21 protein-coding genes and 1 riboswitch are annotated in these 22,839 nt (G+C 73.3%); of the genes, 11 read left to right on the top strand and 10 right to left on the bottom strand.

Going from position 1 to position 22,839, the window contains the following annotated elements; genetic code table 11:
• Both ACIQG9_RS17340 and pseB read right to left on the bottom strand, forming a co-directional pair.
• The gene (locus tag ACIQG9_RS17340; protein WP_400403154.1) at nucleotides 1-1,158 is read right to left on the bottom strand and encodes a DegT/DnrJ/EryC1/StrS family aminotransferase; all 1,158 of its coding nucleotides are present in this window, start codon (nucleotides 1,156-1,158) and stop codon (nucleotides 1-3) included.
• Nucleotides 1,155-2,138 carry a UDP-N-acetylglucosamine 4,6-dehydratase (inverting) gene (pseB, locus tag ACIQG9_RS17335; RefSeq protein WP_400403152.1) on the bottom strand — a complete coding sequence of 328 codons (984 nt, stop codon included), beginning with the start codon at nucleotides 2,136-2,138 and terminating at the stop codon, nucleotides 1,155-1,157. Before pseB ends, ACIQG9_RS17340 begins: the two co-directional genes overlap by 4 nt.
• A gap of 279 nt (nucleotides 2,139-2,417) precedes the next feature.
• Between pseB and ACIQG9_RS17330 the strand changes: the two genes are divergently transcribed.
• Nucleotides 2,418-4,241 carry a hypothetical protein gene (locus ACIQG9_RS17330; RefSeq protein WP_400403149.1) on the top strand — a complete coding sequence of 608 codons (1,824 nt, stop codon included), beginning with the start codon at nucleotides 2,418-2,420 and terminating at the stop codon, nucleotides 4,239-4,241.
• A gap of 72 nt (nucleotides 4,242-4,313) precedes the next feature.
• On the opposite strand, the gene ACIQG9_RS17325 is transcribed toward ACIQG9_RS17330, so the two are convergent.
• Nucleotides 4,314-4,823 carry a GNAT family N-acetyltransferase gene (locus tag ACIQG9_RS17325; RefSeq protein ID WP_400403146.1) on the bottom strand — a complete coding sequence of 170 codons (510 nt, stop codon included), beginning with the start codon at nucleotides 4,821-4,823 and terminating at the stop codon, nucleotides 4,314-4,316.
• Nucleotides 4,824-4,912: 89 nt separating this feature from the next.
• On the opposite strand from ACIQG9_RS17325, the gene ACIQG9_RS17320 reads away from it, so the two are divergent.
• From ACIQG9_RS17320 to ACIQG9_RS17305, 4 genes are all read left to right on the top strand, one after another.
• Nucleotides 4,913-5,164, top strand: a complete 252-nt coding sequence (locus ACIQG9_RS17320) for a phosphopantetheine-binding protein (protein ID WP_400403144.1) — start codon at nucleotides 4,913-4,915, stop codon at nucleotides 5,162-5,164.
• Nucleotides 5,161-6,408 carry an AMP-binding protein gene (locus ACIQG9_RS17315; RefSeq protein WP_400403141.1) on the top strand — a complete coding sequence of 416 codons (1,248 nt, stop codon included), beginning with the start codon at nucleotides 5,161-5,163 and terminating at the stop codon, nucleotides 6,406-6,408. Before ACIQG9_RS17320 ends, ACIQG9_RS17315 begins: the two co-directional genes overlap by 4 nt.
• Nucleotides 6,401-7,147, top strand: coding sequence for an SDR family NAD(P)-dependent oxidoreductase (locus ACIQG9_RS17310; protein ID WP_400403139.1), 747 nt, complete (start codon nucleotides 6,401-6,403; stop codon nucleotides 7,145-7,147). The genes ACIQG9_RS17315 and ACIQG9_RS17310 overlap by 8 nt, the downstream gene beginning before the upstream one ends.
• A gap of 67 nt (nucleotides 7,148-7,214) precedes the next feature.
• Complete coding sequence (locus ACIQG9_RS17305; protein ID WP_400403136.1) at nucleotides 7,215-7,589, top strand: hypothetical protein; 375 nt, start codon at nucleotides 7,215-7,217, stop codon at nucleotides 7,587-7,589.
• An 85-nt stretch (nucleotides 7,590-7,674) separates the two neighbouring features.
• Here the strand turns inward: ACIQG9_RS17305 and pseI are convergent, their stop codons facing one another.
• Nucleotides 7,675-8,727, bottom strand: coding sequence for a pseudaminic acid synthase (gene pseI / locus ACIQG9_RS17300; RefSeq protein ID WP_400403134.1), 1,053 nt, complete (start codon nucleotides 8,725-8,727; stop codon nucleotides 7,675-7,677).
• A 118-nt stretch (nucleotides 8,728-8,845) separates the two neighbouring features.
• Nucleotides 8,846-9,961: a glycosyltransferase family 2 protein gene (locus tag ACIQG9_RS17295; protein WP_400403132.1), complete on the bottom strand. Its 1,116-nt coding sequence runs from the start codon at nucleotides 9,959-9,961 to the stop codon at nucleotides 8,846-8,848.
• 318 nt (nucleotides 9,962-10,279) lie between these two features.
• Between ACIQG9_RS17295 and ACIQG9_RS17290 the strand changes: the two genes are divergently transcribed.
• From ACIQG9_RS17290 to ACIQG9_RS17270, 5 genes are all read left to right on the top strand, one after another.
• Nucleotides 10,280-10,990 carry a S1 family peptidase gene (locus ACIQG9_RS17290; RefSeq protein WP_400403130.1) on the top strand — a complete coding sequence of 237 codons (711 nt, stop codon included), beginning with the start codon at nucleotides 10,280-10,282 and terminating at the stop codon, nucleotides 10,988-10,990.
• Between the two features lie 190 nt (nucleotides 10,991-11,180).
• Nucleotides 11,181-12,479, top strand: a complete 1,299-nt coding sequence (locus ACIQG9_RS17285) for an acyltransferase family protein (RefSeq protein WP_400403128.1) — start codon at nucleotides 11,181-11,183, stop codon at nucleotides 12,477-12,479.
• A gap of 116 nt (nucleotides 12,480-12,595) precedes the next feature.
• Nucleotides 12,596-13,027 carry a hypothetical protein gene (locus ACIQG9_RS17280; RefSeq protein WP_400403126.1) on the top strand — a complete coding sequence of 144 codons (432 nt, stop codon included), beginning with the start codon at nucleotides 12,596-12,598 and terminating at the stop codon, nucleotides 13,025-13,027.
• Between the two features lie 159 nt (nucleotides 13,028-13,186).
• A complete protein-coding gene (locus tag ACIQG9_RS17275) occupies nucleotides 13,187-13,945 on the top strand; it encodes a hypothetical protein (RefSeq protein WP_400403124.1) in 759 nt (252 codons plus the stop codon).
• A 306-nt stretch (nucleotides 13,946-14,251) separates the two neighbouring features.
• Nucleotides 14,252-14,393: riboswitch (cyclic di-AMP (ydaO/yuaA leader) on the top strand.
• Nucleotides 14,394-14,628: 235 nt separating this feature from the next.
• A complete protein-coding gene (locus ACIQG9_RS17270; RefSeq protein ID WP_400403234.1) occupies nucleotides 14,629-15,477 on the top strand; it encodes a C39 family peptidase in 849 nt (282 codons plus the stop codon).
• Nucleotides 15,478-15,551: 74 nt separating this feature from the next.
• Here ACIQG9_RS17270 and ACIQG9_RS17265 read toward each other — a convergent pair whose 3' ends face one another.
• The 5 genes from ACIQG9_RS17265 to ACIQG9_RS17245 all read right to left on the bottom strand — a co-directional run bounded on the left by ACIQG9_RS17265 (nucleotide 15,552) and on the right by ACIQG9_RS17245 (nucleotide 21,885).
• Complete coding sequence (locus ACIQG9_RS17265; protein ID WP_400403122.1) at nucleotides 15,552-16,559, bottom strand: hypothetical protein; 1,008 nt, start codon at nucleotides 16,557-16,559, stop codon at nucleotides 15,552-15,554.
• A gap of 225 nt (nucleotides 16,560-16,784) precedes the next feature.
• The gene (locus ACIQG9_RS17260) at nucleotides 16,785-18,497 is read right to left on the bottom strand and encodes a CDP-glycerol glycerophosphotransferase family protein (RefSeq protein WP_400403120.1); all 1,713 of its coding nucleotides are present in this window, start codon (nucleotides 18,495-18,497) and stop codon (nucleotides 16,785-16,787) included.
• 25 nt (nucleotides 18,498-18,522) lie between these two features.
• Complete coding sequence (locus ACIQG9_RS17255; protein WP_400403118.1) at nucleotides 18,523-20,034, bottom strand: D-ribitol-5-phosphate cytidylyltransferase; 1,512 nt, start codon at nucleotides 20,032-20,034, stop codon at nucleotides 18,523-18,525.
• 146 nt (nucleotides 20,035-20,180) lie between these two features.
• Nucleotides 20,181-20,999, bottom strand: coding sequence for an ABC transporter ATP-binding protein (locus ACIQG9_RS17250; protein ID WP_400403116.1), 819 nt, complete (start codon nucleotides 20,997-20,999; stop codon nucleotides 20,181-20,183).
• Nucleotides 20,992-21,885, bottom strand: a complete 894-nt coding sequence (locus ACIQG9_RS17245) for an ABC transporter permease (protein WP_400403113.1) — start codon at nucleotides 21,883-21,885, stop codon at nucleotides 20,992-20,994. Before ACIQG9_RS17245 ends, ACIQG9_RS17250 begins: the two co-directional genes overlap by 8 nt.
• A 178-nt stretch (nucleotides 21,886-22,063) precedes the next feature.
• Here ACIQG9_RS17245 and ACIQG9_RS17240 point away from each other — a divergent pair, with 178 nt between their 5' ends.
• Nucleotides 22,064-22,702: a TetR/AcrR family transcriptional regulator gene (locus ACIQG9_RS17240; RefSeq protein ID WP_400403110.1), complete on the top strand. Its 639-nt coding sequence runs from the start codon at nucleotides 22,064-22,066 to the stop codon at nucleotides 22,700-22,702.
• Nucleotides 22,703-22,839 lie beyond the last annotated feature (137 nt).

Here is a 22,839-nt window from a genome sequence, read left to right as displayed (position 1 = left end):
TCAGGCGGCGGTACGTGCCGTGACGCCGCGCAGCGCCGCGCCGAGCGCGTCGATCACCCGGTCCTGGTCGGCGTCGGTGAGGCCCGGGTACAGCGGCAGCGAGAGCTGCTGACCGTAGAACGACTCGGCCACCGGGCAGGACCCGCGCCGGTAGCCGAGGTCGGCGAAGGCCGGGTGCCAGTGCACCGGGATGTAGTTGACCTGGACGCCGATGCCGGCGGCGCGCATCCGGTCGTACACCTCGCGGCGGCGGTCGTCGAGCACCCGGATCGGGTAGAGGTGCCAGGCGGGGGCGGCCCACGACCGGCGGCCCGGGACACGCACCCCGTCCAGGCCGGCCAGCGCCTCGTCGTAGCGGGCGACCAGCCGGGCGCGGGCGGCGAGGAAGTCGCCGAGCCGGCGGAGCTGGCTGCGGCCCAACGCGCAGAGCACGTCCGGCAGCCGGTAGTTCAGCCCGAAGGAGTGCACCTCCTGGTGCCAGCCGCCCTCGTCCGGCCAGCGCAGCTCGTCGCGCTCGCGGACCAGCCCGATGTTGCGGAACCGGCGGGCCCGCTTCAGCAGCTCGGGGTCGCCGGCGGCGACCGCGCCGCCCTCGGCGGTGGTCAGGTTCTTGGTGGGGAAGAACGAGAAGGTGGTCAGGTCGGCCAGCGACCCGACCGGCCGGCCCCGGTAGCTGGCGCCGATCGAGTGCGCCGCGTCGGCGAGCAGCAGCGCGTCGCTGCCGGTCAGGGCGGTACGCAGCGCGTCGTAGTCGGCCGGGTGGCCGGCGTAGTCGACGGCGGCGACCACCTTCGTCCGGGCGGTGGTCGCGGCGGCCACCGCCGCCGGGTCGAGGGTGTACGTCTCCTCCTCGACGTCGGCGAACACGATCTTCGCGCCGAGGGCGACCGCGCTGCTGGCGGTCGCCACGAACGTCATCGGGGGGACGACCACCTCGTCGCCGGGTCCCACCCCGGCCGCCGCGTACGCCACGTGCAGCGCGGCGGTGCCGTTGGAGACCGCGGCGCAGCCGGCCCCGCCGGTCCACCGGGCCAGGTCCGCCTCGAAGCCGTCGACCTGCGGTCCGGTGGTGAGCCAGTCGCTGCGCAGCGCGGCGACCACGGCGTCGACGTCGTCCTCGGTGACCGACTGCCGCCCGTACGGGAGCATCGCCATCACGCGGTGATGCCGAGCATGTCGCGTAGCTGCGGCACGCTCAACCACTCGTCGTTGGTGTCCGACTGGTAGGCGAACCCGTCCGGCACCGGCTCGCAGCCGACCGGCGGCTGGTAGCCCCAGGTGGCGATGGTCGGCTGGACGATGAACCGGTCCCGGCCGCGCAACGTCCGGCGGCTGTCGTCCGGGGCGATCATCTCCTCGTGCAGCTTCTCGCCGGGACGGATGCCGATCTCGTGGGTGGTGGCCGCCGGGGCGACCGCCTCGACCAGGTCGAGGATGCGCATGCTGGGGATCCGCGGCACGAACAGCTCGCCGCCCTGCATCTGGTCGAACGAGTCCAGGACGAACTGGACGGCCTGGTCCAGGGTGATCCAGAACCGGGTCATCCGCTTGTCGGTGATCGGCAGGCTCTTCCCCTCGGCGGCCAGCCGGCGGAACAGCGGCACCACCGAGCCACGGCTGCCCACCACGTTGCCGTAGCGGACCACGGCGAAGCGGGTGGGGTGCTGGGCGGCGTAGTGGTTCGCCGAGACGAAGAGCTTGTCGCCGACGAGCTTGGTGGCGCCGTACAGGTTGATCGGGCTGGACGCCTTGTCGGTGGAGAGGGCGATGACCTTCCGTACGCCGGCCTCGATCGCCGCGTCCACCACGTGCTGTGAGCCGGTGATGTTGGTGGCGATGAACTCCGACGGGTTGTACTCGGCGGTGTCCACCTGCTTGAGGGCGGCGGCGTGCACCACGTGGTCCACGCCGTGCATCGCCCGGGTCAGCCGGTGCCGGTCCCGGATGTCGCCGATGAACCAGCGCAGCCGGGGGTCGTCGCCGAGCTGCTGGCGCAGCTCGTACTGCTTGAGTTCGTCGCGGGAGAACACCACCACCCGGGCCGGGTCGGCCTCGGTGAGGACGTGCCGGAGGAAGGTCTTCCCGAAGGACCCCGTCCCGCCGGTGATCAGAATGGAGGATCCATTCAACTCACTCAATTTGGTGCTCCCCAGATCGTGGTTGTGCGCCGGCGGCTCGGGGCCACGCGACCGGACGGACGCTAACCACGGCGGGTTAACGGGCCGACGCCCCCGGGTTAACCGACCGCGCTGGTCCCGTGAATGCCGGACACCCGGCAGGCGAACACTTCCGACCCCCACCCGCGTCGGCCGACCAGCGGGGACGGCGCTGACTACAGTGGCCCGGCGCGGGCCCGCGCCGGACACCCGTCCCGCCGGACGTCACGACGGCGGGGCACCAACGAGCAGGAGGCGACGATGGCGTCCGGCACGGACGTGAGGCGACGGGGCGTCGACCCGACCGGGCGGCCGGCGACCCCGGGGTCGCGCCGCTGGCTGGTCCCGGCGCTGCTGGCGGCGGGCTGGCTGCTGGGCGTCGGCTGGCGGATGTGGCTGTCCCGGCACATCCCGCTGCCGATCGCGCACACCGACGAGGACAGCTACCTCAACACCGCCCGCGCGCTGGCCGCCGGACCGGGCGGCTTCAGCAGCGAGAACGGGCCGCTGCGACGGGTCGGCTACCCGTTGCTGATCTCCCCGGCCTTCCTCGGCGACCGGGACTTCGCCGACAGCTACCGCCTGGTCCAGTTGATCAACGCGGCGGTGAACGCGACGGTGTTGCCGCTGGCGTACCTGCTGGGCCGCCGGCTGCTGCGGCTGCGCCGGGCGTACGCCCTGGCCGCCGCCGCGGTGGCGGCGACCCTGCCGGCCACCGTCTTCTACGCCGGCGTGGCGATGATCGACGCGGTGCTGGCGCCGCTGGCGCTGGCCTGGCTGCTCGCCGTGCACCGCTGGGTACGCCGGCCCGGCCCGCTCGCCGCCGCCGGGGCCGGCGCCCTGGTCGGGGTGTTCCACCTGCTGCACTCCCGGGGGCTGGTGATCGTGGCGGTGCACGCCGGGCTGGTGCTGCTGCTGTTCCTGCGCCGCCGGGTGACACCGGCCCAGGTGCTCGCCGCGGTCCTGCCGGTGCTCGCCCTGGCGCTGCTCAACGAGGCCGTCATCCGACTGCTCGGCGACCGGGTCTACCTGCTGGGCGATCCACCGGACGGGGGCACCGCGCGGGCCGTCGCCTCCGGCCCGGGACTGCTGCGGGTCGGCGCGGCGGTGGTCACCCAGCTCTGGTACCTGGTGGTCATCACCTTCGGGTTGGCCGGTGTCGCCTGGGCGGCGGCCGTCCGGGCGCTGTTCCGTACCGACCCGGCCCGGGTGGCCTCCGGTGCCGACGCGCCGGGCGGGGCCGGCGCGGACGGAGCGGCCGACGGGGCCGCCGGTGCGCACGGGGTGCCCGGGGGTGCCGAGACCCGCTGGACGCTCGGCGTCGCGCTGGTGACCAGCGTCGGGGTGGCCGGCGGGGCGGCGGTCATCCTGGCCGGCATCACCAGCAAGCCGCTGGACGCGATCTACGGCCGGTACGTGCAGATGCTCGCCCCGTTCTGGCTGCTCGTCGGGGTGGGGGTGCTGCTCACCGCGGCGTACGGGGTGCGGTGGCGTCGGGCGGCGGTGGCGGTGGCGCTGCTGCTGGCCGGCGCGACGCTGATCGCCGTCCGGCTGGCCTGGGTGGCCGGCCGGGGCCACGAGCTGCGCTACGGCGGCTTCGGCGCGCCGGACCTGATGGCGCTGACCGGCGGCTGGCAGGAGTTCCGTCCGTTCACCGGCGCGGCCGTCGGGGTGGCCGGCTGCCTGCTGCTGGTCGCCGCCGTCCGGCTGCCCCGGCTGCGGGTGCCGGCGCTCGCCGCGCTGGTGGTGGTGAACCTCGGCACCATGCAGGTGATCACCGACCGGCTGGTCCGGCCGATGGTCGCGGCGACCGCGCCGACCCCCCGCGTCGCCGACCTCGGGGTACGCCCCGGTGACCGGGTCTGGGCCTCGCTCGGCGTGCAGTACGTCCTGCGGTTCAACCTCAGTCACCAGGTCACCTGGACCGACGTGCGGTGGTTCGTCGAGAAGCCCCCCGCCGACGCCGACGTCGTCCTCGTCCGGTGGGCCCCCGGCGAGCCGGACGACTGGGACGGCACCCGGTACGGCTTCGTCCGCCTGGGCGGCAACCCGGAGCAGCACTGGGCCGCCTGGCGGCGGGCCTGAACCCATTTCCGGCCGGACCGGGGTGAACGTCGGATGGCCGACCGGTTAATGGTCGTCGGACGATTGTCGAAATCAGCGGCGGCGACGGTTCTCCCGGGCCAGCGAAATCGGGATCACGGTGATTTCCCGCCCGTCGTGCACCTGCTGTCGCGGCGTCCCCTCGACGAACCGGAAGCGGCGGTTCATCTGCCGTACGACGGTGTTGTGCGCCAGCACCTCGCCGTCGAGCCGGTCCAGCTCCAGGGTGTCGAAGGCGTGGTCCACCGCCGCCCGCATGACGGCCAGCCAGGCGGGCAGCGTGGCACCCCGGTCGGCCAGGCCGTCGGCGTCCAAGTAGAAGCCCCAGGAGCCGGTGCGCGGGCCGGCCAGGCCCAGGTCGAAGAAGGTGACCACGCCGGAGGGCAGCCCGTCGTGGACGTACACCAGGACCTGGCGGGTGGGGTCGGTGCGGACCCGCGACCACCACGCCGCGTGCTCCGCGGCGGTGATCTCGTGACTGGTCTTGCTGACCTGCCGGTTGGTTTCCTGATTACGCCAGGACAACATCAGGTTAACGTCGTCCGTCGTCGCCTCGCGCAGCACTTTTCCCTCTTTCCGCGACCCGGGTGGCCTGCCGCGGGACCCTACCCGGTAAATGGGGAACGCAATTGTCGGGCTGTACACTCCGGCGCATGAACGAATTGAGTCGCGCGCAGATCCGCGACCTCATGGCCCAGGTGCTGAAGAACCAGGACAAGGTCCTCCCGGACGACGACTCCGCCGACCTGCGGGAGATCGGCTTCCGGTCGCTGGACTTCTCCGAGCTGGCCCTGCGGGTGGAGGACGCCACGGGGGAGGAGCTCAACTTCGACGCCCCCGGGCTGCGCCGGATCGCCACCGTCGGGGACGTCCTCGACTTCCTCGCCGCACTCCAGCGGCAGTGACCGTCGCGACCTCGCCGGCCGGGTTGGCCAACCGGGTCGTCGTCGCCGGGGTGGCCGGTAGCTGGCGCGAGCTGGCGGCACCCGCCCTGCCGACGCCCGCCGCGGTCCTCGCCGCCACCTCGGCCGACGCCCTCGCCGCCGCCCGGCAGCACGCCGAGCGCGGCGTCGAGCTGCTGATCGCCGGCCCCGGCCGGGTCGACGCGCCGATGCGGGACGAACTGGCGGCGGCCGGCTTCGCGGTCACCGTGCTCGCCGCCGGTGTGCCGGAGACCACCCCGCCGGCCGTCCGGCGGGCCCCGGAGCCCGGCCGGCTCTGGCTGCTCACCTCCGGCTCCACCGGCCGGCCCAAGCGGGTCGGGCACAGCCTCGACTCGCTGACCACCGTGCGCGGCGCCCAGCCGGAGCGGACCTGGCTCTGCCCGTACGCCCCCGGCACGTACGCCTGGTGGCAGGTGGTCACCCTGTCGCTCACCCAGCCCGGCCAGCACCTCGTGGTGGTCGACCCGGACGAGCTGGACGACTGGCCAACCGTGGCCGCCGCGCACCGGGTGGACGCCGCCTCCGGCACCCCCACCTTCTGGCGGCGCACCCTGCACCGCGACTCCGAGGCGTTGGCCCGGGTGCCGCTGCGCCAGCTCACCCTCGGCGGCGAGCCGGTCGACCAGGCCGTCCTCGACCAGCTCCGCGACCTCTTCCCGGCCGCCCGGATCTCCTGGATCTACGCCTCCTCCGAGGTGGGGGCGTCCATCGTGGTGCACGACGGGCGGGCCGGCTTCCCGGTCGAGTGGCTGGACCGGGCGATCCCCGGCCGGCCCACCCTGTCGGTGCGCGACGAGGAGCTGGTGGTCACCTCGCCGTACCACGGGGCCGGGCTCGACGGCCCGGTGCGCACCGGCGACCGGGTGCAGGTGGTGGACGACCGGGTGCTCATCACCGGGCGGCTCGACTCCGACGAGATCAACGTCGGCGGGAGCAAGGTCTCCGCCGGGCTGGTCCGGGGCGTGCTCACCGCCCACCCCGGGGTGGCCTGGGCCCGGGTCACCGGCCGCCGTGCGCCGATGCTCGGCCGGATGGTGGTCGCCGAGGTGGTGCCCACCCCCACCACCGACCCGGCCGCCCCGCCGCCGGACGAGGCCGCGCTGGTGCGCTGGTGCGCCGACCGGCTCCCCGACTACGCGGTGCCCCGCCGCATCCGCACGCTGACCGAGATCCCCGTCAAGGAGACGCTGAAGAGCGATGTCTGACCCGACGCTCGTCCCACCCAGCACCGTCGTGCTCGTCTCCGGGGGTTCCCGGGGCCTGGGCCTGGAAATCGTCACCGACCTGCTCGACGCCGGGTGCCGGGTGGCCGCCTTCGCCCGTACCGTCACCCCGGAACTGGAGAAGCTGGCCGCCGAGCACCCCGACCGGGTGCACGCCGGCGCGGTCGACGTCACCGACCTGCCCGCCGCGCAGACCTTCGTCCGGGCGGTCGAGGAGCGGCTCGGCCCGATCGACGGCCTGGTCAACAACGCCGCCGTCGGGCAGGACTCGCTGCACGTGCACACCGCCACCGGCGACATCGCCCGGATCGTCGAGACCAACCTGACCGCGCCGTTGCAGCTCACCCGCCTGGTGATCCGGCGGATGCTCGGTCAGGGCCGGCGCGGGCGGATCGTGAACGTCACTTCGATCTGCGCGCAGCGCGGCTTCCCCGGCCTGGTGGCGTACTCGGCGACCAAGGGTGGGATGGACGCCGCCACCCGGTCGCTGGCCCGGGAGTTGGGTGGCCGGATGCTGGTCAACGCCGTCGCCCCCGGCTTCTTCGCCTCCGAGATGTCCGCCGTGCTGGGCAGCACCCAGCTCGACCAGATCGTCCGTCGTACCCCGACCGGGCACCTGACCGAGCCGGCCGAGGTGGTGCCGGTGGTGCGGATGCTGCTGCGCGCGCACACCAACATCAACGGCCAGGTCATCGTGGTCGACGGTGCGGCCTCCATCTGACCTGATCCGGGCCGGTCGCCCGGCGGCCGGGGCCGGTCACCGTCACGGGCCGGTCGGTCCACGGCCGGTGCCGGCCCTGCTGGGCGCCGCCGAACGGCACCTGCGCGTCGGCACGCCGGCCGAGCTGCGGTACGCGGTGACCCGCAGCCACCTCGACGACGGGCGCTGCGTCGGCTGGTACGGCCCACCCACCCCCGGCTGGCGGGTCGCGATCGACGCCGAACGCGCCGCCGCCGAGGTCCCGCCCGCGCTCGCCACCCGCTTCGGCCCGGTCGACTTCTGGGCCCGGTGGACCCGGGCGGAGAGCCTGTGCAAGCTGGCCGACGTGCCGGTGGCCGCCTGGTGGCGGCGGCACGGTCTGGCCGTACCCCCGCACACCCGCGCGGTCTGGCGCACCCTGCACCTGGCCGACCTGGTGATCACGGTCGCCGTCGCCCCCTGAACCGGGTGCACGAAGGATCCTGGTGGGGAACGGCCCATGGAGGGGCCGTTCCCCACCAGGATCTAGTCCCGGGCGGTCAGCGCAGTCAGATCAGGTCCCAGCTCAGCGGGGTGCCCCGGGGGACGTCGGCGGTGAAGGTGCGGCCGAGCACCCGGTCGATCTCCACCGGGGGCAGGCCGCCGGCCGGCCGGATCGAGCGGACGTTCGCGGCGGTCACCTCGTCGCCGGCCCGAACGTCGGCGACCACGAAGAGCGAGCGGCGGAAGCGCAACCCCTCCCGCTCGGCCGGGGTCGGCCCGATCGCGGTGCCGCCGAGCGCGGCGTGCGCCCGCTGCGACTCGACCACCAGGGCGGCCAGCTCCTGCGGGTCGAGCGAGAAGTCGGAGTCCACCCCGCCGTCGGCCCGGTCCAGGGTGACGTGCTTCTCGATGAAGCAGGCGCCCAGCGCCACCGAGGCGACCGGCACCCCGATGCCCGGCGTGTGGTCGGACAGTCCCACCGGCACGCCGAACGCGTCCGCCAGCACCGGGATGCGGCGCAGGTTGCTGTCCGCCGGCGGGGCCGGGTACGACGCGGTGCAGGCCAGCAGCACGATGCCACCGGCCCCGCCGTCCCGGGCGGTGCGCACCGCGGCGTCGATCTCGGCGACCGTGGCCATCCCGGTGGAGATGACCAGCGGCTTGCCGGTGCTCGCGACCAGCCGGATCAGCGGCAGGTCGACCAGCTCCGACGAGGCGATCTTGTACGCCGGGACGTCCAGCCCCTCCAGCAGTTCCACCGCCGATGGGTCGAACGGGGACGAGAAGACGGTCAGCCCCCGCTCCCGGGCCCGGTCGAAGATCGGCGCGTGCCACTCGTACGGGGTGTGCGCCCGCTCGTAGAGCCGGTACAGGTTCTGCCCGCCCCACAGCTCGTGCCCACCGGAGATGCGGAACGCCGGGGTGTCGACGTCGATGGTGATGGTGTCCGGCCGGTACGTCTGCAACTTGAGCGCGTGTGCCCCGCTGGCCGCCACCGCGTCCACGATCGCCAGCGCCCGGTCCAGGTCGCCGTTGTGGTTGCCGGACATCTCCGCGACCACGAACGGTCGCTCCCCGGCCCCCACCACGTGCGGCCCGATCTTCACTGTCGCCGTCATCTCCGACCTCTGTTCACTGTGCGTCCGCGCTCGGGCGCGGTGCTACCGGCGTCGTCCCGGGGGACGACGGGAAACCAGGGCGCCGGGAGCCGGCGCGGTGCCGCGCCGACGGGCCTGGTCAGGGGGTGCCCCGACCGGCCAGCGCGTCCGACTGCGGCACGGTGTCGACCGGTGCGTCCGGCTGCCCGGCGACGTCCGACCCGGCGGCCGGGTAACGCAGCCGGCCGGCCAGCCGATGGGCCCGCCGCAGCGCGGAGTACGCCAGGTAGCTGTCCCGGCCGACAAGCTGGTGCTTGAGCCCGGCCACCCCACCCGGGCGCGGGTAACCGGCCGACGGCAGGTGCCGACGGTACTGTTCGGCGACCCGGCGGAAGAAGGCGCGGCGCAGGTGCGGGTGCAGCCGGTCATCGTTGCCCACCACGACCAGCATGTGATTCACCATCAGCCCGAACAACTCGGCGTGCAGCCGTTCGTCCGGGTACCGCTGCCGTACCCAGGCGAGCAGCCGGTCGTACTGGTCGAAGGCGTCGAAGTGCCGGCCGCTGCGGGTGGAGGTGATCGCCCCCTGCCGGCCCTGCCGGTACAGGTAGCAGACCCGGTCCAGCACGGAGATCCGCTCCGCGCCGATCAGCAGCGGGTGGCTGAACGGGATGTCCTCGTACCAGCCGGGGTGGAAGCGCAGCTCCAACTCGTCCATGAACTCCCGGCGGACCACCTTGTTCCACGCGGTGTGCTGCACCCGCAGCAGCCGGGGCTGGTCGGCGAGGCGGACCACGTCGGGCACCCCGCGCAGCAGGGGGCTGCTGGCGTCGATCTCCCGCCGGCCGTCCTCGTGCACCCGCAGGTGGTCGACCATCAGCACGTCGGGCCGGTGCGCCCGGAGCCGGTCCAGCACCGCCGGCACGGTCCCCGGCGGCAACCAGTCGTCGCTGTCGACGAACCACACGTAGTCGCCGGTAGCCACCTCCAGCCCGGCGTTGCGGGCGAGGCCGAGCCCGACGTTGCTGCTCAGGTGCACCGTGCGTACGCCCGGGTGGGTGGCCGCGTACGCCCGCAGCAGCTCCCCGCACCGGTCCGGCGAGGCGTCGTCGACGGCGACGATCTCGACCGCGCCCTCCGCGCCGGCCGGGACGTCCACCCGTACCGAGTCGAGGCACTGGTGCAGGTACGCCTCCACCCCGTGGACGGGGACGACGACGCTGAGCAGCGGGGCGGGCACGGGCTGGTTGACCACGCCGCCACCTTCGTCCATCCGGGTGGCCGGACCCGGAACCTGACGTATCCGGCGGAGATGGATTTCCTGAACAGCCGCCGAGCGGCGGGTTAACGGACCGCCGCCCGCTTCCCACCCGTTGGGAGGCGGCGAGCGGAACCGCCGAGGCGAGATCCCAGCTCAGGGGCGCTGGTCCCCGGTGCCCGTGGAACGGGGCAGCGTGGGCGGCGCGCGCCATGGATGATCGTGGAAATCCTCAAGATCGATGGAGGCGTGATGACACGGGGGAATTCCACGGCAGTGAACAGGGGCCGGGCCGCCACGGCACGATGGGGACGGGTGCTCGTCGCGGTGCTCGCGGCGGTGACCGTCACGGCCGGGCTCGCCGGGCCTGCCGCCGCGGCACCGCAGCCGATCATCGGCGGCGAGGTCCAGAGCGACGCGGACGGGCTGGCCGCCGTGCTCGTCAGCGGTAGCTACAACTGCACCGGCTCGATCGTCAGCAACTACTGGGTGCTGACCGCGAAGCACTGCCTGTACGACAGCAACGGCAGCCGGATCGCCGACTCCCGGCTCTCGGTACGGGTCAAGAGCATCTACTGGAACAGCGGTGGCGGGGTCGTGAACATCGCCACCTCCCGGGTGCGGACGTACCACGACATCGCGATGCTCAAGCTCGACCGGTCCGCCAACGCCGAATCGGTACGGCTGCCCACCGCGACCACGAAGGTGGGTGCGACCACCTACGCCTTCGGGTGGGGGCGGACCTGCGTCTCCTGCGCTCCCTCGACCACGCTCAGGCGGGCCACCCAGGACGTGCGGTCGATCGAATCCGACGACGCGTACGGCGGCCGTGGCATCGCCACCACCGGCATCAACGGGGACGTCTGCTTCGGTGACTCGGGCGGACCGCTGTTCAAGCTGGTCGACGGGCTTCGCTACCAGGTCGGCGTGCTGTCCTGGGGGAACTCGAGCTGTAACGGCACGGCCAACTGGGCGACGGTGCCGGAGAGTCGCGACTGGATCCTGGACGTCATGGCGACGGTGTAGCCGTCAGCTCCACCTGCGGGCCGGCTCTCCGGATGGGGGGCCGGCCCGCTGCCGTCGATGTCCGCGCGCACCGCGTCGGTGTCCCCGTCGATGGCGAGCGGGTAGGGTGCCCGGCGGCGGTCCCACCGGGGGGCCGTGATCGCCCGTCGCCCTCGGCCGTGGTGACGACGCGGCCGAGGAGGAGACGTACGTGGTGTCGAGCCGTGCCGACGAGGGTCTGCCCGCGACCGCCACCCTGCCCGCGACCAGCACCCCGCTGGCGAGCCGGTTGCCGTCGCTGACCGGGCTGCGCTGGATCGCCGCGATGCTGGTCTTCGGCTACCACGCCGGCACCATGCGGATCGTCGGCCAGCCGGACGCCAAGGCGGTGGTCGACTGGCTGTTCACCCTCGGCCTGTCCGGGGTGCAGTTCTTCTTCGTCCTCAGTGGATTCGTCCTGGTCTGGTCGGCCCGCGACGGCGACCGCAGGCGGGACTTCTGGCGTCGCCGGCTCGCCAAGATCTACCCCAACCACGTGCTGACCTGGGCGGCGGCGCTGCTGGTGATGTGGTGGTTCGCCGACCCGGTGGTGCCCCGCGCCGCGCTGGAGAACCTCTTCCTGCTCCAGGCGTGGGACCCGACACCCGGCTACTTCTACAGCATGAACACGGTGAGCTGGTCACTCTCCTGCGAGCTGTTCTTCTACCTCTGCCTGCCACTGGTGCTGCCGGCGGTCCGCCGGGCCCGCTCCGGCCTGCTCTGGGCCGTGGTGGTCGCGGTGCCGCTGCTGATCCTGGCCCTCTGGCCCGGTCAGGCGCTGGTACCGGAGGGCAGCACCTGGTGGTTCGCCCAGATCTTCCCGCTGGTCCGCTCCACCGAGTTCTGGCTGGGCGTCGCCGCCGCCGAGCTGCTGCGGCGCGGCCACTGGCGGGGGCCGGGCCTGCCGCTGGCCAGCCTGATCTTCGTGGCCACCTGGGTGGCGGCACACTGGATCCGCGCCGAGCTGTGGGCGGCGCTCCTGTCGGCGGTGTACATCCTGGTCATCGCGGCTGCGGCGCGGGCGGACGTGCAGGGCCGCCGGTCGCCGTGGCGGCACCCCACGTTGCTCTGGCTCGGTGAGGTGTCGTTCGCCTTCTACCTGGTGCACGTGCTGGTGATGGTGACCGTGCTCCGGCTCACCGGCCACCTCGGCGTCGGGCTGCCCGGGTGGTGGGGGCCGCTGGCCGTGCTCGGCTTCCTGCTGGTGAACCTGGCGCTGGCCGGCGCGCTGCACCGCTGGGTGGAGACGCCGATGATGCGCCGGTTGTCGCCCCGCCGCCGTCCCGCCGCGACCGCCACCGCCGCCGGTGATCCGGCCACCGGCACGGACCCCGCCGGCACCGGCTCGGCGGCAGCCGGCAGCGCGTCGGCCGCGGCCGACGGCGAGGCGTCCGGGTCGGCCCCGAAGGTGGCCGCCGAGGGGACCGGCGGGCGGCCGGTGGAGTACGCGGGGCCGCGCGAGCCGCGCTGATGCGGCGGGGCGGATCGGGGCGTGGGCCGGGTCGGGTCGGGTCGTCCACGGTGGCCGGCGCGCCGACACGCCCGCCGACGCTGCGGGTCGGTCCGATCGGCGGTAGCCTGGGTGCCGTGCTCCCGGTCGCGCTCACCAGTCCGCTGTGGTGGGTGGCGCGTTGGAGTGTCCGGCTGCTGACCGGCCTCGCCGTCGCGGTCGCGCTCTCCCTCGGCGCCCCGGCGCTGCCCGAGCCGGTCGAGCTGCCCACCTCCCTGTCGTTCGGCCTGGCGGCCCCGCCCGCCGCCCCCACCGGGTCGGCACCGGTCGTGCTGCTGTCCGGGCCCACCGCCGGCGACCTGCCGGCGTCGTACCGGTCGGTGGCCGGCCCGACCCACGGCCCGGTGCTCGTCACCGGGGCCACCGGCGACCGGCAGGCCGGCACCGCCGGCACCGACGTTCTCCCGCATCCCGCCGGCCCGGGGCGGCTCGTCCCGGCCGCGCCGGCGTCGGCCCCGGCCGGGCGCGCGCCCGCCGTCGCCGGGCCCCGGGCACCTCCGGCGGGCTGATCCACCCGCGCGGGGGCCCGGCCCACCGCGACCGCCGCTACCCGAACCTCACCACCGCACCATCCGACCCGGCCCGGCGCTCCCGTGACGGACGCGCCGCCGGCACCGGACCCGGTGCGGACTCTTCCTCCGCAGTGCCGCTCCCGTGAGGTGCCGACCGTGAACACCGTGCTCTACCAGTTCCTGATCGAGGTCCCGACCGCCGCCGCCATCTGGTCCGCGCTGCTGGTGATCGTGCTCACCGTGCTCACCGTCCTCGCGGCCCGGCCGGAGCGGGACCGTCCGGCCGACGCCGAGCCCGCCGGCCCGTCGCCGGACGCCGCGCCGCAGCCCGCGGACCTGCGCCGGTACGCCGGGGAGGTGGCCGTCGCCGCGTCCGGGGCCGCGCAGACGGCCCGCCGTCGTCGGGCGGCCTGGCTGGCCGCCCAGGAGGACGTCGACCGCACCTGGCAGGCGTACGACGCGGCGGAGTCCGCCGCCCGCCGGTTCGCCGGGGCCGGTGCCCTGCCCAGCCCGCGTACGCCCCGCACCCCCGCCGAGTACGCCGGCCGGGAGCGCTGGCTGCACCAGACGGCCGTGGCGGCGCATTGGCGGGGGGAGTTGTCGGTGGAGCGGCTGCGCGACGTCTTCGCCCACCGGGACGGCTGGGACCAGCGCCGGCACCCGGTCGAGCAGGAGGTGCTGCTCGCCCGGGCGGTACGCGCGGAGCGGCGGGCGGCGTACCGGGCGGCGGCCGAACGGGAACGGAGGGCGTGGCGGGACGCGGAACTGGCCGCCGAGGCGGCCCGCGCCCTGGCCGCCGAGGCGTACGCGGCGGCGGGGCGGCTGCGCCCCGGCCGGATCCCCGCCCCGCGCCCGGCGGGACGGGGGACCCGTACGGCGACGGCGGCCCGCTGGCGTCCGGCCCGGGTGGGCTGACCCCCGTCGGGGCCGAATCGTTATCCGGAATGTGGTGAGCCCGGTCACCCGAAAGTCGAACCGGTCATCCGACCACAGCCGGTGACATCGATCGCGACGATCATCGGTGGTTGCCGCCGCGCTGTCCGGTTGCCGCCCGGTCGGGCCGCGACAACCAGGTGTCCCATTGAGTCGAGTCAGTGCCGAACTGCACCGGAAATCCGTCACCCTGGCCATGTTTGCGCAGCTCGGAGCGCTTGGCGGGGTGAAAGTCGACCAGTAGTGTCGCCTCGGTCCGGTGCGGTTTCCGATCGCAAGAGGCGACGCCGCGCCGACCCGCTCAATCGTGACCAGTCACGAACCGGGGACCCATTGCACCTGGGGTGAATCCACGGGCCACGGCCCGAGGTAGGGCGATCTTCCCGCCCGAATCCGTCAGCTAACCCGGTAGGCGGCGTCGGAAGGAGTTCCATCCTCGTGCAGCACGATCCCACCCCCCGGTCGTTCCCCCACCTCGGTGCCGGGTGCCGACGCCGGACCGTCGCGTCCTGACGCGCTGATCCCGGCCAACCGCCCCGCCGCCCGGTCCTCGTCCGGGCGGTCACTCGCCGAGCGGGCCCGCTGAACACCCCGATCCGCGGATGGCGTACCGCCATCTGCTGGCCCGGCGTGCCCGCCCCGCCCCCGTCCCGTGGAGGAACACCGTGAAGCACCACCTGAAGCGGCAGCTACGACGCCTGACCACCGAGCGTCGGTACCAGTTCGTCGCCGGCTCGGCCGCGGCCCTCGTCCTGGCGACCGGTGTCGCCGCCCTGGTCGACGGCTCCGACGACCGCCCGGCCCGGCAGACCCCGACCGCGGTGGCCGAGGCGGCCCCCCGGCTCGACGACGTGGCCACCCGCGCCCAGGCCCGGCTCGCCGCCACCCCGCCGGCCAGCCCGTCGGCCAGCCCTTCCGTGAGCCCGTCGGCGAGCCCGTCGCCGAGCGCCAGCAAGGCCAAGGCCACGGCAAACCCGGACCTGACCCGCCAGGCGGCGCCGAAGCCGCCGTCGTCGAAGGTCCTCAGCTACGACTACCAGGCCCAGACCACCTACTACTACTGCGGCCCGGCGGCGGTGCGCAACGCGCTCAGCGCGGCCGGCATCGACCGCACCCAGGATGCCCTCGCCGCTCAGCTCGGCACCACCGAGATGGGCACCAACTCGGCCGAGGACACCACCCGGGTGCTCAACGCGGTGGTGAAGGGCGACCCGTACCGGACCCGGATGTTCGCCGGCATGCCGAGTTCCGCGCAGATCGACCGGCTCCAGGCCGACGTGGTCGCGGCGGTCACCGACAAGCGGGCCGTGGTCGCGAACGTGGCCGGTGACGCCACCGACGTCGACGGCGGCTGGCACTCCTTCCCCGGCGGCCACTACATCGCCGTCGTGGGCTACCGGAACGACGGGCGTACCGTCCGGATCGCCGACTCGGCCGACCCGTCGCTGCCGGGGTACTGGGTCAGCACGGTCGACCTGGCGAACTGGATCGCCACCCGGGGCTACTCCGCCTGATCCTGCTCCGTACGCCACGGGCGTCGGTCCCCCTCGGGGACCGACGCCCGTGGCGTCTACCGGCGCGATGCGTCTCAGTAGTCGATGAAGCCGTACAGGGCCAGGTGGTTCGACTTCGTCCCGCTCACCGTGTGGCCGACGGGCGAGGGCCGCACGCCACCCCGGACGAAGAGATAGTCGATCTTACTTGAACCGCTGGTCGCCGCGGTGCCGTAGCCGGTCATGCCGAAGCCGCTCAGCGTGCTCGACGCGATGCCGGTGCGGTTGGCGTCGATCCCCACGATCCGGATCGTCGATGCGTTCAGCAGGCTGGTGGCGTCCGCGCCGAGGTGGATGCCGGTGTTCGCGATTCCGGTGTCGCCGTCGCCCGCGCAGGCGTTCTGCCGGTTCTCCTGTGGCAGGTGCATGGTGGCGGCGAACACGGAGGTGCCGGTCTCCTTGACGGTGAACCTGGCCGCGATGGCGCTCGTCCGCTTCCACTTGTAGTAGTCGGTGGTGTCCGGGTCACTGTTCGGCGGCTTGTAGAGGGTGCACCCGGCGCCGTTGTTGTAGGCCGTGCCCGGCTTCAGCCAGCCGGCGCTCCAGTACTTGGAGATGTCGCCGACGGCGAGGCTGAGGGTCCTGGTGTTCCAGATGATCGCATTGGTCTGCTTCTTCTTGAGATCGCCGAGCGCCTGCGAACTGCACTTGTGGGTGCTGCCCCAGGGCTCCGGGTCACTCCAGGCCACGATCGCCCCGTAGCTGCCGGCCGGGTAGCCGAACTTGGCCGAGAGCTGGTCGGCGTACGCCTCGGCCTGGCCGGTGCCGCGCACCTGTTGCACGATCAGGATGTCGGGTGCCACCACGCCGGCGGTGCCGGTCGCGCCGTTGTCGTCCACCAGCATCGAGGTGAGGTGGTCCGGCCCGGAGATGCGGGTGCACGACCCGTCGGAGTTGTTGACCACGAGGTTCTCGATGTTGTTGTTGTAGACCCGCAGGACCCGGTCGGCCGCCGCGACGGTGGTCTCGCCCGCCTCGGTCGAACGGGCCGACGCGGGTGCCCCCAGCAGCGGGGTGAGTGCGACGATCAGGAAAGCTGCCATCGGTGCCGACCAGTGCCTCGAACGCAAGAAACCGCTCCCATCCTGGCTGGTGCGATGGGCTGCTCCACCCATCCAGGCATCGAACTCTAGCGTGATCATCGTCGGTCGGATGTCCCTGCGCGCCCGGTCACCGCCCCCGAACCGGGCCCGCGGGACGAGCCCGCATTCCGCAGGGCGGCCGGTGGCTCGACCCGTACCGCTGACCGGCCGGGGCGCGGTGGACGGTCAGCCGCGGGAGGGGACGGCCCCGTCCCACGCGGCGGTGCCGGCGGTACGCGGGGCCGGCGGGTTCCAGCCCGGCTCCAGCTCCCGCCGGGCGGCATCGAGGAAGCCGTCGGCGTACGAGTCGGCCGGGAAGTCGCCCAGGTAGCGGCGGCGGGTCTCCCACCGGGCCGCCGCCAGCGGGTCGGTGTCCAGCAGGCCGGCCAGCACGTCGTCCACGTTGGACATGTCCCGGCGCAGCACGTAGCCGGAGCCGGCCAGCGGGAACCGCGCGACGAAGTCGTCCCCGTCCACCCCCAGGTCGGTCACCGCGTACGGCTTGCCGGAGTAGAGGTAGTCGGAGATGACCCCGGAGACGTCGGAGACCAGCGCGTCGGAGCGGTTGACGCAGTCGGTGAGGCTCAGCTCGCGGCTGGCCGCCGCACCCCACACGTGCTGCCGGCCGGTGCGCGCCCGGTCCGCGGCCAGCAGCTCGGTGAGTCGGGCGAGCTGCCGGGCCGAGGTCGGGTTCTGGCCGGTGTACGGGTGGGCCCGCAGGATCACCGTGGCCCCCCGGTCGAGCAGGCGGCGCAGCAGCGTCTCGGCCACCGGCAGCGAGCAGTAGTTGGCGTCGGCGTGGTGCCCGGTCCAGGTCGGGGTGTAGAGCACCGTCGGGTGCGGCCGGCCGGTGACCGCCCCGGTGCGTACCTCGATGGCCTCGACCTGCGGGCGGCCCACCACGACGAACTTCTCGGCGGGGATCTCCACGCCGGCCCGGGCGTACCGCTCGATCGCGGCCGGACCGGCCACGAAGATCTTGTCGAAGATGGCCGAGACCGGGTTGGCGCTGGGCGCCTTGTCGCTGTCGCCGTGGTGCAACTGGACGTGGGTGAGCTGGGTGAACCGGATGCAGTGGCTGTTCTTCGCCCCGTGGTTGACGTAGAACGCCACCCGCAGGCTGGGCGCCAGCACCTCGTCCATCGCCTTGAGGGTGGGGCAGTAGACCACCGGGGCGCGGGTCGCGGCGGCGATCGTGGCCAGGAACTCCGGCTCGCGCAGCATGACCACGAACGGCCGGCCGAGCCGCTCCAGGTACGGCAGCCACATGGTGACCTGGTACTCGGAGCCCGGCGGGGCGGAGAAGTGGAGCAGGAACTCCGGCTGGTGCGCCCGCAGGGCCCGGGCCACCGGGCCGCCCCCGGCCGACGGACGGAACCGTCGCCGGGCCAGGTCCAGGCCGACCGCGCCGCAGGCGGCGGCCACCAGCAGGGCGGCGGCCAGCGCCACCACGGCGGGCAGGGCCAGCACGGCGGCCACCGCGACGACGGCGAGCAGCCCCAGCAGTACGCCGCCGAGCTGGGCGGCGAGCAGCGGGGTCCACGCCCGTACCGGCAGGTTCGCCGCCCGGATCTCCAGGTTGCCGGCGTCGCGCAGCGGCCCGACCAGCAGCACCAGGCCGAGCAGCACCAGCGCGGTCAGCGCCAGGGCCGGGTCGAACCCGGCGTCGAGCCGGCGGGCGTAGCCGACCAGGATGCCGGCGGCGAGCAGCACCGTCTCGGCGACGATGTCGGCACCGGGGCGGACCCGGCGCTCGGCGGCGGCGGCGACCAGCGCGGCCACCGCCAGGGCCAGGCCCCAGCCGGTGGCGCCGGTGAGCGCCACCACCAGGAAGGCGACCCCGGCCAGGCCGGTGGTCAGGCATCGTGCGATCAGTTTCCTGACCAGGTCACCACGCATGTCGCATCGTCTCCGCGAGGTGGGTTCAGCCGGCGTCGACGCCGCTGGGCAGCCGGTCCTGGTCGGCCGCCGTCGGCTGCGCCGGCACCGCGGCCGGCTCGCCCGGGGCCCGGCGTACGTCGATCACCTGGCCGGTGAGGTCGGAGATCAGCACGTCGAGCGAGGACTGGGCGACCGTCTCGGCGGCGAGCAGGGTGTGCTCCGGCTCCTCGCCGAACGCCTTGGTGCGCATCGGGGTGGCGGTGCGCTCCGGGTTGATGCAGTTGACCCGTACGCCGAACTCGGCCCACTCGTCGGAGAGCGCCTGGGTCAGGTTGACCAGCGCGGCCTTGGTGGAGGAGTAGAGGGCGTACTGGGCCCGCCCCCGGGTGTACGAGCTGGAGGTGTAGAGCAGCAACTGGCCCTTGGTCTGCTGGAGGTACGGCAGGGACTGCCGGGCGGCGATGACCGGCCCGACGAAGTTGACCTGGAGCACCCGGTCCATGGTCTCCTCGTCCATCTCGGCCAGCGCGCCCTTCTCCAGGATGCCGGCGGTGACCACCACGTGGTCGATCCGGCCGGTGGCCTCGAAGGCGGTCTTCAGCGCGGCCTCGACGTCGCCGACCTGCTCGACGTGGGTGCCGGTGCTGGAGCGGCTGAACGGGAAGACCTGGGCGCCGTAGCGGCGGGCCAGCTCGGCCAGGTCGTGGCCGATGCCGTAGCTGCCGCCGAAGATGACGATCGTCCGGCCGGCCAGCTCCTCGGTGTAGCTGCGGTGGTCGGTCAGCCGGGGGGCCTGGGCGGCGGCGAGCTGGAAGAGCTTGTCGGCCAGGTGCACGTCGACCGGGTGGGTGACCTTGATGTTCTCGTCCGAGCCGTCGATCACCTTGATCGGCGTGCCGGGCAGGTAGCGCAGGACCACGCCGCAGTCGTCGGTGGCGGCGAAGTTCGGGTCGCCCTCGGCCCGCCGGTACGCCTCGCGGATGGTGCCCGACCGGAACGCCTGCGGGGTCTGGCCACGGCGCAGGCGGGACCGGACCGGGATGTCGGTGATGCACTCGTCCTCGTCGACCTGGATGATCGTGTCGGCCGAGGGGATGGCCACGTCGACCGCCGAGTAGCTCCAGAGCGCGTTCACGCACTCGCGCACGATCCGGGCGCTGACCAGCGGGCGCACCGCGTCGTGGAAGAGGATGTTGACGTCGCCCTCGCCGACCGCGTCCAGGGCGATCCGGGTGGTGGCGTTGCGGGTGTCCCCGCCCTCGATCACCTTGCTGACCTTGCGGAGGCCGGCCTTGTCGACGATCTGCTGGGCGTCGGCGACGTGCCCGGTGGCCATCAGCACGATGATCTCGTCGATCTCGGGCGCGGCCTCGAAGACGGCCAGGGTGTGCTCGATGATCGGCTTACCGGCGATCTTGAGGAGCTGCTTGGGGATGCCCAGGCCCAGCCGGGTCCCGGTGCCACCGGCCAGCACCACCGCCACCGTCCGCGAGGGCCGCCACGGTGCCGGGGTCTCCGGTGTGGCGTCCGGGCCAGTGGTGTGGTCCTGCGTCATTGCCGATCCTCACTCTCGGGACTGCCTGAACGAAAGATTGCGCCAGCCTGGCGACGGGATGAACCTTAACGCGCGAACCGCGCCGTCCCAACGGGCCGACGCGGTCCGGCGGGCACCGGGTCGGTGCCGTACGTTCGTCCGGAATACTACTTGCCGTTCGCGAATGCCTCGTACGCCCGGATCACCTCGTCGGTCGGCCCGTCCATCCGCAACACGCCCGATTCCAGCCAGATCGTCCGTTCGCAGGTGTCCCGGACCGACGAGAGCTGGTGGCTGACCAGGAAGACCGTGCCGGCACCCTCCCGCAGCTCCCGCACCCGCTGTTCGCTGCGCTTGCGGAAGCCCTTGTCGCCGGTGGCGAGCGCCTCGTCGATCAGCAGCACGTCGTGCTTCTTGGCGGCGGCGATGGAGAACCGCAGCCGGGCCGCCATGCCCGAGGAGTACGTCCGCATCGGCAGGCTGGCGAAGTCGCCCCGCTGGTTGATCCCGGAGAACTCGATGATCTCCGGCGTCATCCGGGCCACGTCGTCCGGTTGCATCCCCATCGCCAGGCAGCCCAGCGTGACGTTCCGCTCACCGGACAGGTCGTTGAGCAGGGCGGCGTTCACCCCGAGCAGCGACGGCTGCCCCTGGGTGTAGACCGCGCCCCGGTTCACCGGGAGCAGCCCGGCGATGGTCCGCAGCAGGGTGGACTTGCCGGAGCCGTTGCTGCCGATCAGGCCGATCGCCTCACCCCGGTACGCGGTGAAGGAGACCCCCTTGACCGCGTGCACCTCCTGGATGTTCGGCGCGGAGCTGCGCTTGACCAGCCGGCGCAGCGCCGCCACCGGGGTGGTGCCGCCACCGGCGCCCTTGTGCACCCGGTAGATCACGTGCGCGTCGTCCACCACCACGGTGGGGATCCGCTCGGAGATCCGGGGAAGGGTCACGGTGACGTCGTTGGACGTCTCGTAGTGGTCAACCACGGCCGTACTCCTGTTCGCCGCGCCAGAAGTAGATGAACCCCGCGACCCCGCCCAGCAGGGCCCAGCCGGCCGCCACCAGCCAGAGCTGGGTCAGCGACTCGTTGAGCAGCGGCGCCTGCTCCAGCAGGGCGTAGCGGGCCAGCTCGATGTAGACCAGGATCGGGTTGAACTGGATGATCGTCGAGGCCCACTCCGGCAGCCGGTCGAAGAGCTTGACGCTGTAGAGCACCCCGGAGCCGTACATCCAGGTGCGCAGGATGAACGGCATGACCTGCTTGAGGTCGCTGGCCTTGGAGCCCATCCGGGCGACCACCATCACGATCCCGGCGTTGAAGGCCGCCTGGAGCAGCAGCGCCGGAGCCAGCATCAGCCAGCCGAGGGTGAGTGGCTCGCCGGTCGCCAGCACGATGCCGACCAGCACGATCATCGAGGCCAGCAGTTGCTGGAACTGGGTCAGCGTGGCGGCCAGCGGCAGGCACGCCCGGGGGAAGTGCAGCGCCCGGATCAGCCCCAGGTTGCCGCTGATCGACTGGGTGCCGGCCAGCACCGCGCTCTGGGTGAAGTTGAAGATGAACAACCCGGTGGTCAGGTACGCGATGAAGTTCGGGATGGTGTTCTGCCCCAGCACCACGCCGAAGATCAGGTAGTAGACCGCGGCGTTGGTCAGCGGGGTGAGCACCTGCCAGATCTGGCCCAGCTTGGCGTTGCTGTACGAGGCGACCAGTTTGGCGTTGGCGTACGCGGCGATGAAGTGCCGGTAGGCCCACAGTCGGCGGCTGTACTCGGTGAGGGAGGGGCGCTCGCCGGCGACCCGTAGCCCGTGCCGAGCGGCCAGCTGCGCCTGGGTCAGGCCCGTTTCGGGGTCGACCAGCGCGGTGGTGGCCATGGGAAGGGCGCTCCGATCTTTCGTGCCAACGGGATGCGCGCGACGATGGAATCTGTGGGATGGCTGAGTGCCAGAGGCCGCCTCGTCGCTGCGTGGACGGTAGTCCAAAACACGTCGGGACGCAACCGTACCGTCGTTGCGCTACATTGGCCCACGTGACAGGTGCGGAGAGTCCCCGATGACCAGCGAGAAACGGCGTACGCCGGCCGGCGCCGCGGTGCTGAGGGGCGACATCACCAGGGCCATCCGGCGCGCGCTGATGCAGGAACTCGCCGCGGTCGGCTACGGGCGGCTCTCCATCGAGGCGGTGGCCCGGCGGGCCGGGGTGAGCAAGACCGCGATCTACCGGCGGTGGAGCTCGAAGCTCGACCTCGTGCTGGAGACCGTGGTCGCCGCCGCCGGCAGCAAACTGCCCGCGCTGGACACCGGCAGCCTGCGCGGCGACCTGACCCTGCTGTTCCAGGTGGTCGCCCACGCGCTCAGCCACCCGCTGGCCTCGCAGATCATCCCCGACCTGCTCGCCGAGGCGGCCCGCAACCCGACCATCGACGAGACCCTCCAGCGGTTGCTGCGCGCCAAGCAGCAGGAGATCGGCGGCCGGCTGATCGTCCGGGCGATGGAGCGTGGCGAACTGCCCGCCGGCACCGACCCGGACGCGGCGGTCGACCTCATCGTCGGCCCGCTCTACTGGCGCCTGGCCATCGCCCGCACCCCGCTCACCCCTACCTACCTGGACCTGTTGGTCGAGTCGGTGGCCACCGGGCTCGCCGTGGACGGCCCGGTGCCCCGGCAGCGGGAGGCGCCGGTGTCCGGGTGACCGACGCCGTACCCCGCCAGTTCAGCGTCGGGACACCGCCACGCCGCCCGCCGGCCATCTTCGCCCGGTGGTTCCGGTTACCCTGCTCCTCGGACCGGAGTCGGGCGGCCGTCGCGCACCGCCGCCCACCCGCCGCA

The organism is Micromonospora sp. NPDC092111 (assembly GCF_044755745.1).
In the GTDB taxonomy this organism is placed as follows: domain Bacteria; phylum Actinomycetota; class Actinomycetes; order Mycobacteriales; family Micromonosporaceae; genus Micromonospora.
Note: the sequence above shows the minus strand (reverse complement) of the source record. Positions and strands in the feature narration are given on the sequence as shown.

Excerpts from the sequence above, each read along its gene's own strand:
- pseI (WP_400403134.1), bottom strand. The coding sequence starts at position 8,727 with ATGACGGCGACAGTGAAGATCGGGCCGCACGTGGTGGGGGCCGGGGAG.
- ACIQG9_RS17320 (WP_400403144.1), top strand. The coding sequence starts at position 4,913 with ATGAACGAATTGAGTCGCGCGCAGATCCGCGACCTCATGGCCCAGGTG.
- ACIQG9_RS17245 (WP_400403113.1), bottom strand. The coding sequence starts at position 21,885 with ATGGCCACCACCGCGCTGGTCGACCCCGAAACGGGCCTGACCCAGGCG.
- ACIQG9_RS17255 (WP_400403118.1), bottom strand. The coding sequence starts at position 20,034 with ATGACGCAGGACCACACCACTGGCCCGGACGCCACACCGGAGACCCCG.
- ACIQG9_RS17260 (WP_400403120.1), bottom strand. The coding sequence starts at position 18,497 with ATGCGTGGTGACCTGGTCAGGAAACTGATCGCACGATGCCTGACCACC.
- ACIQG9_RS17240 (WP_400403110.1), top strand. The coding sequence starts at position 22,064 with ATGACCAGCGAGAAACGGCGTACGCCGGCCGGCGCCGCGGTGCTGAGG.
- ACIQG9_RS17330 (WP_400403149.1), top strand. The coding sequence starts at position 2,418 with ATGGCGTCCGGCACGGACGTGAGGCGACGGGGCGTCGACCCGACCGGG.
- ACIQG9_RS17265 (WP_400403122.1), bottom strand. The coding sequence starts at position 16,559 with ATGGCAGCTTTCCTGATCGTCGCACTCACCCCGCTGCTGGGGGCACCC.
- ACIQG9_RS17310 (WP_400403139.1), top strand. The coding sequence starts at position 6,401 with ATGTCTGACCCGACGCTCGTCCCACCCAGCACCGTCGTGCTCGTCTCC.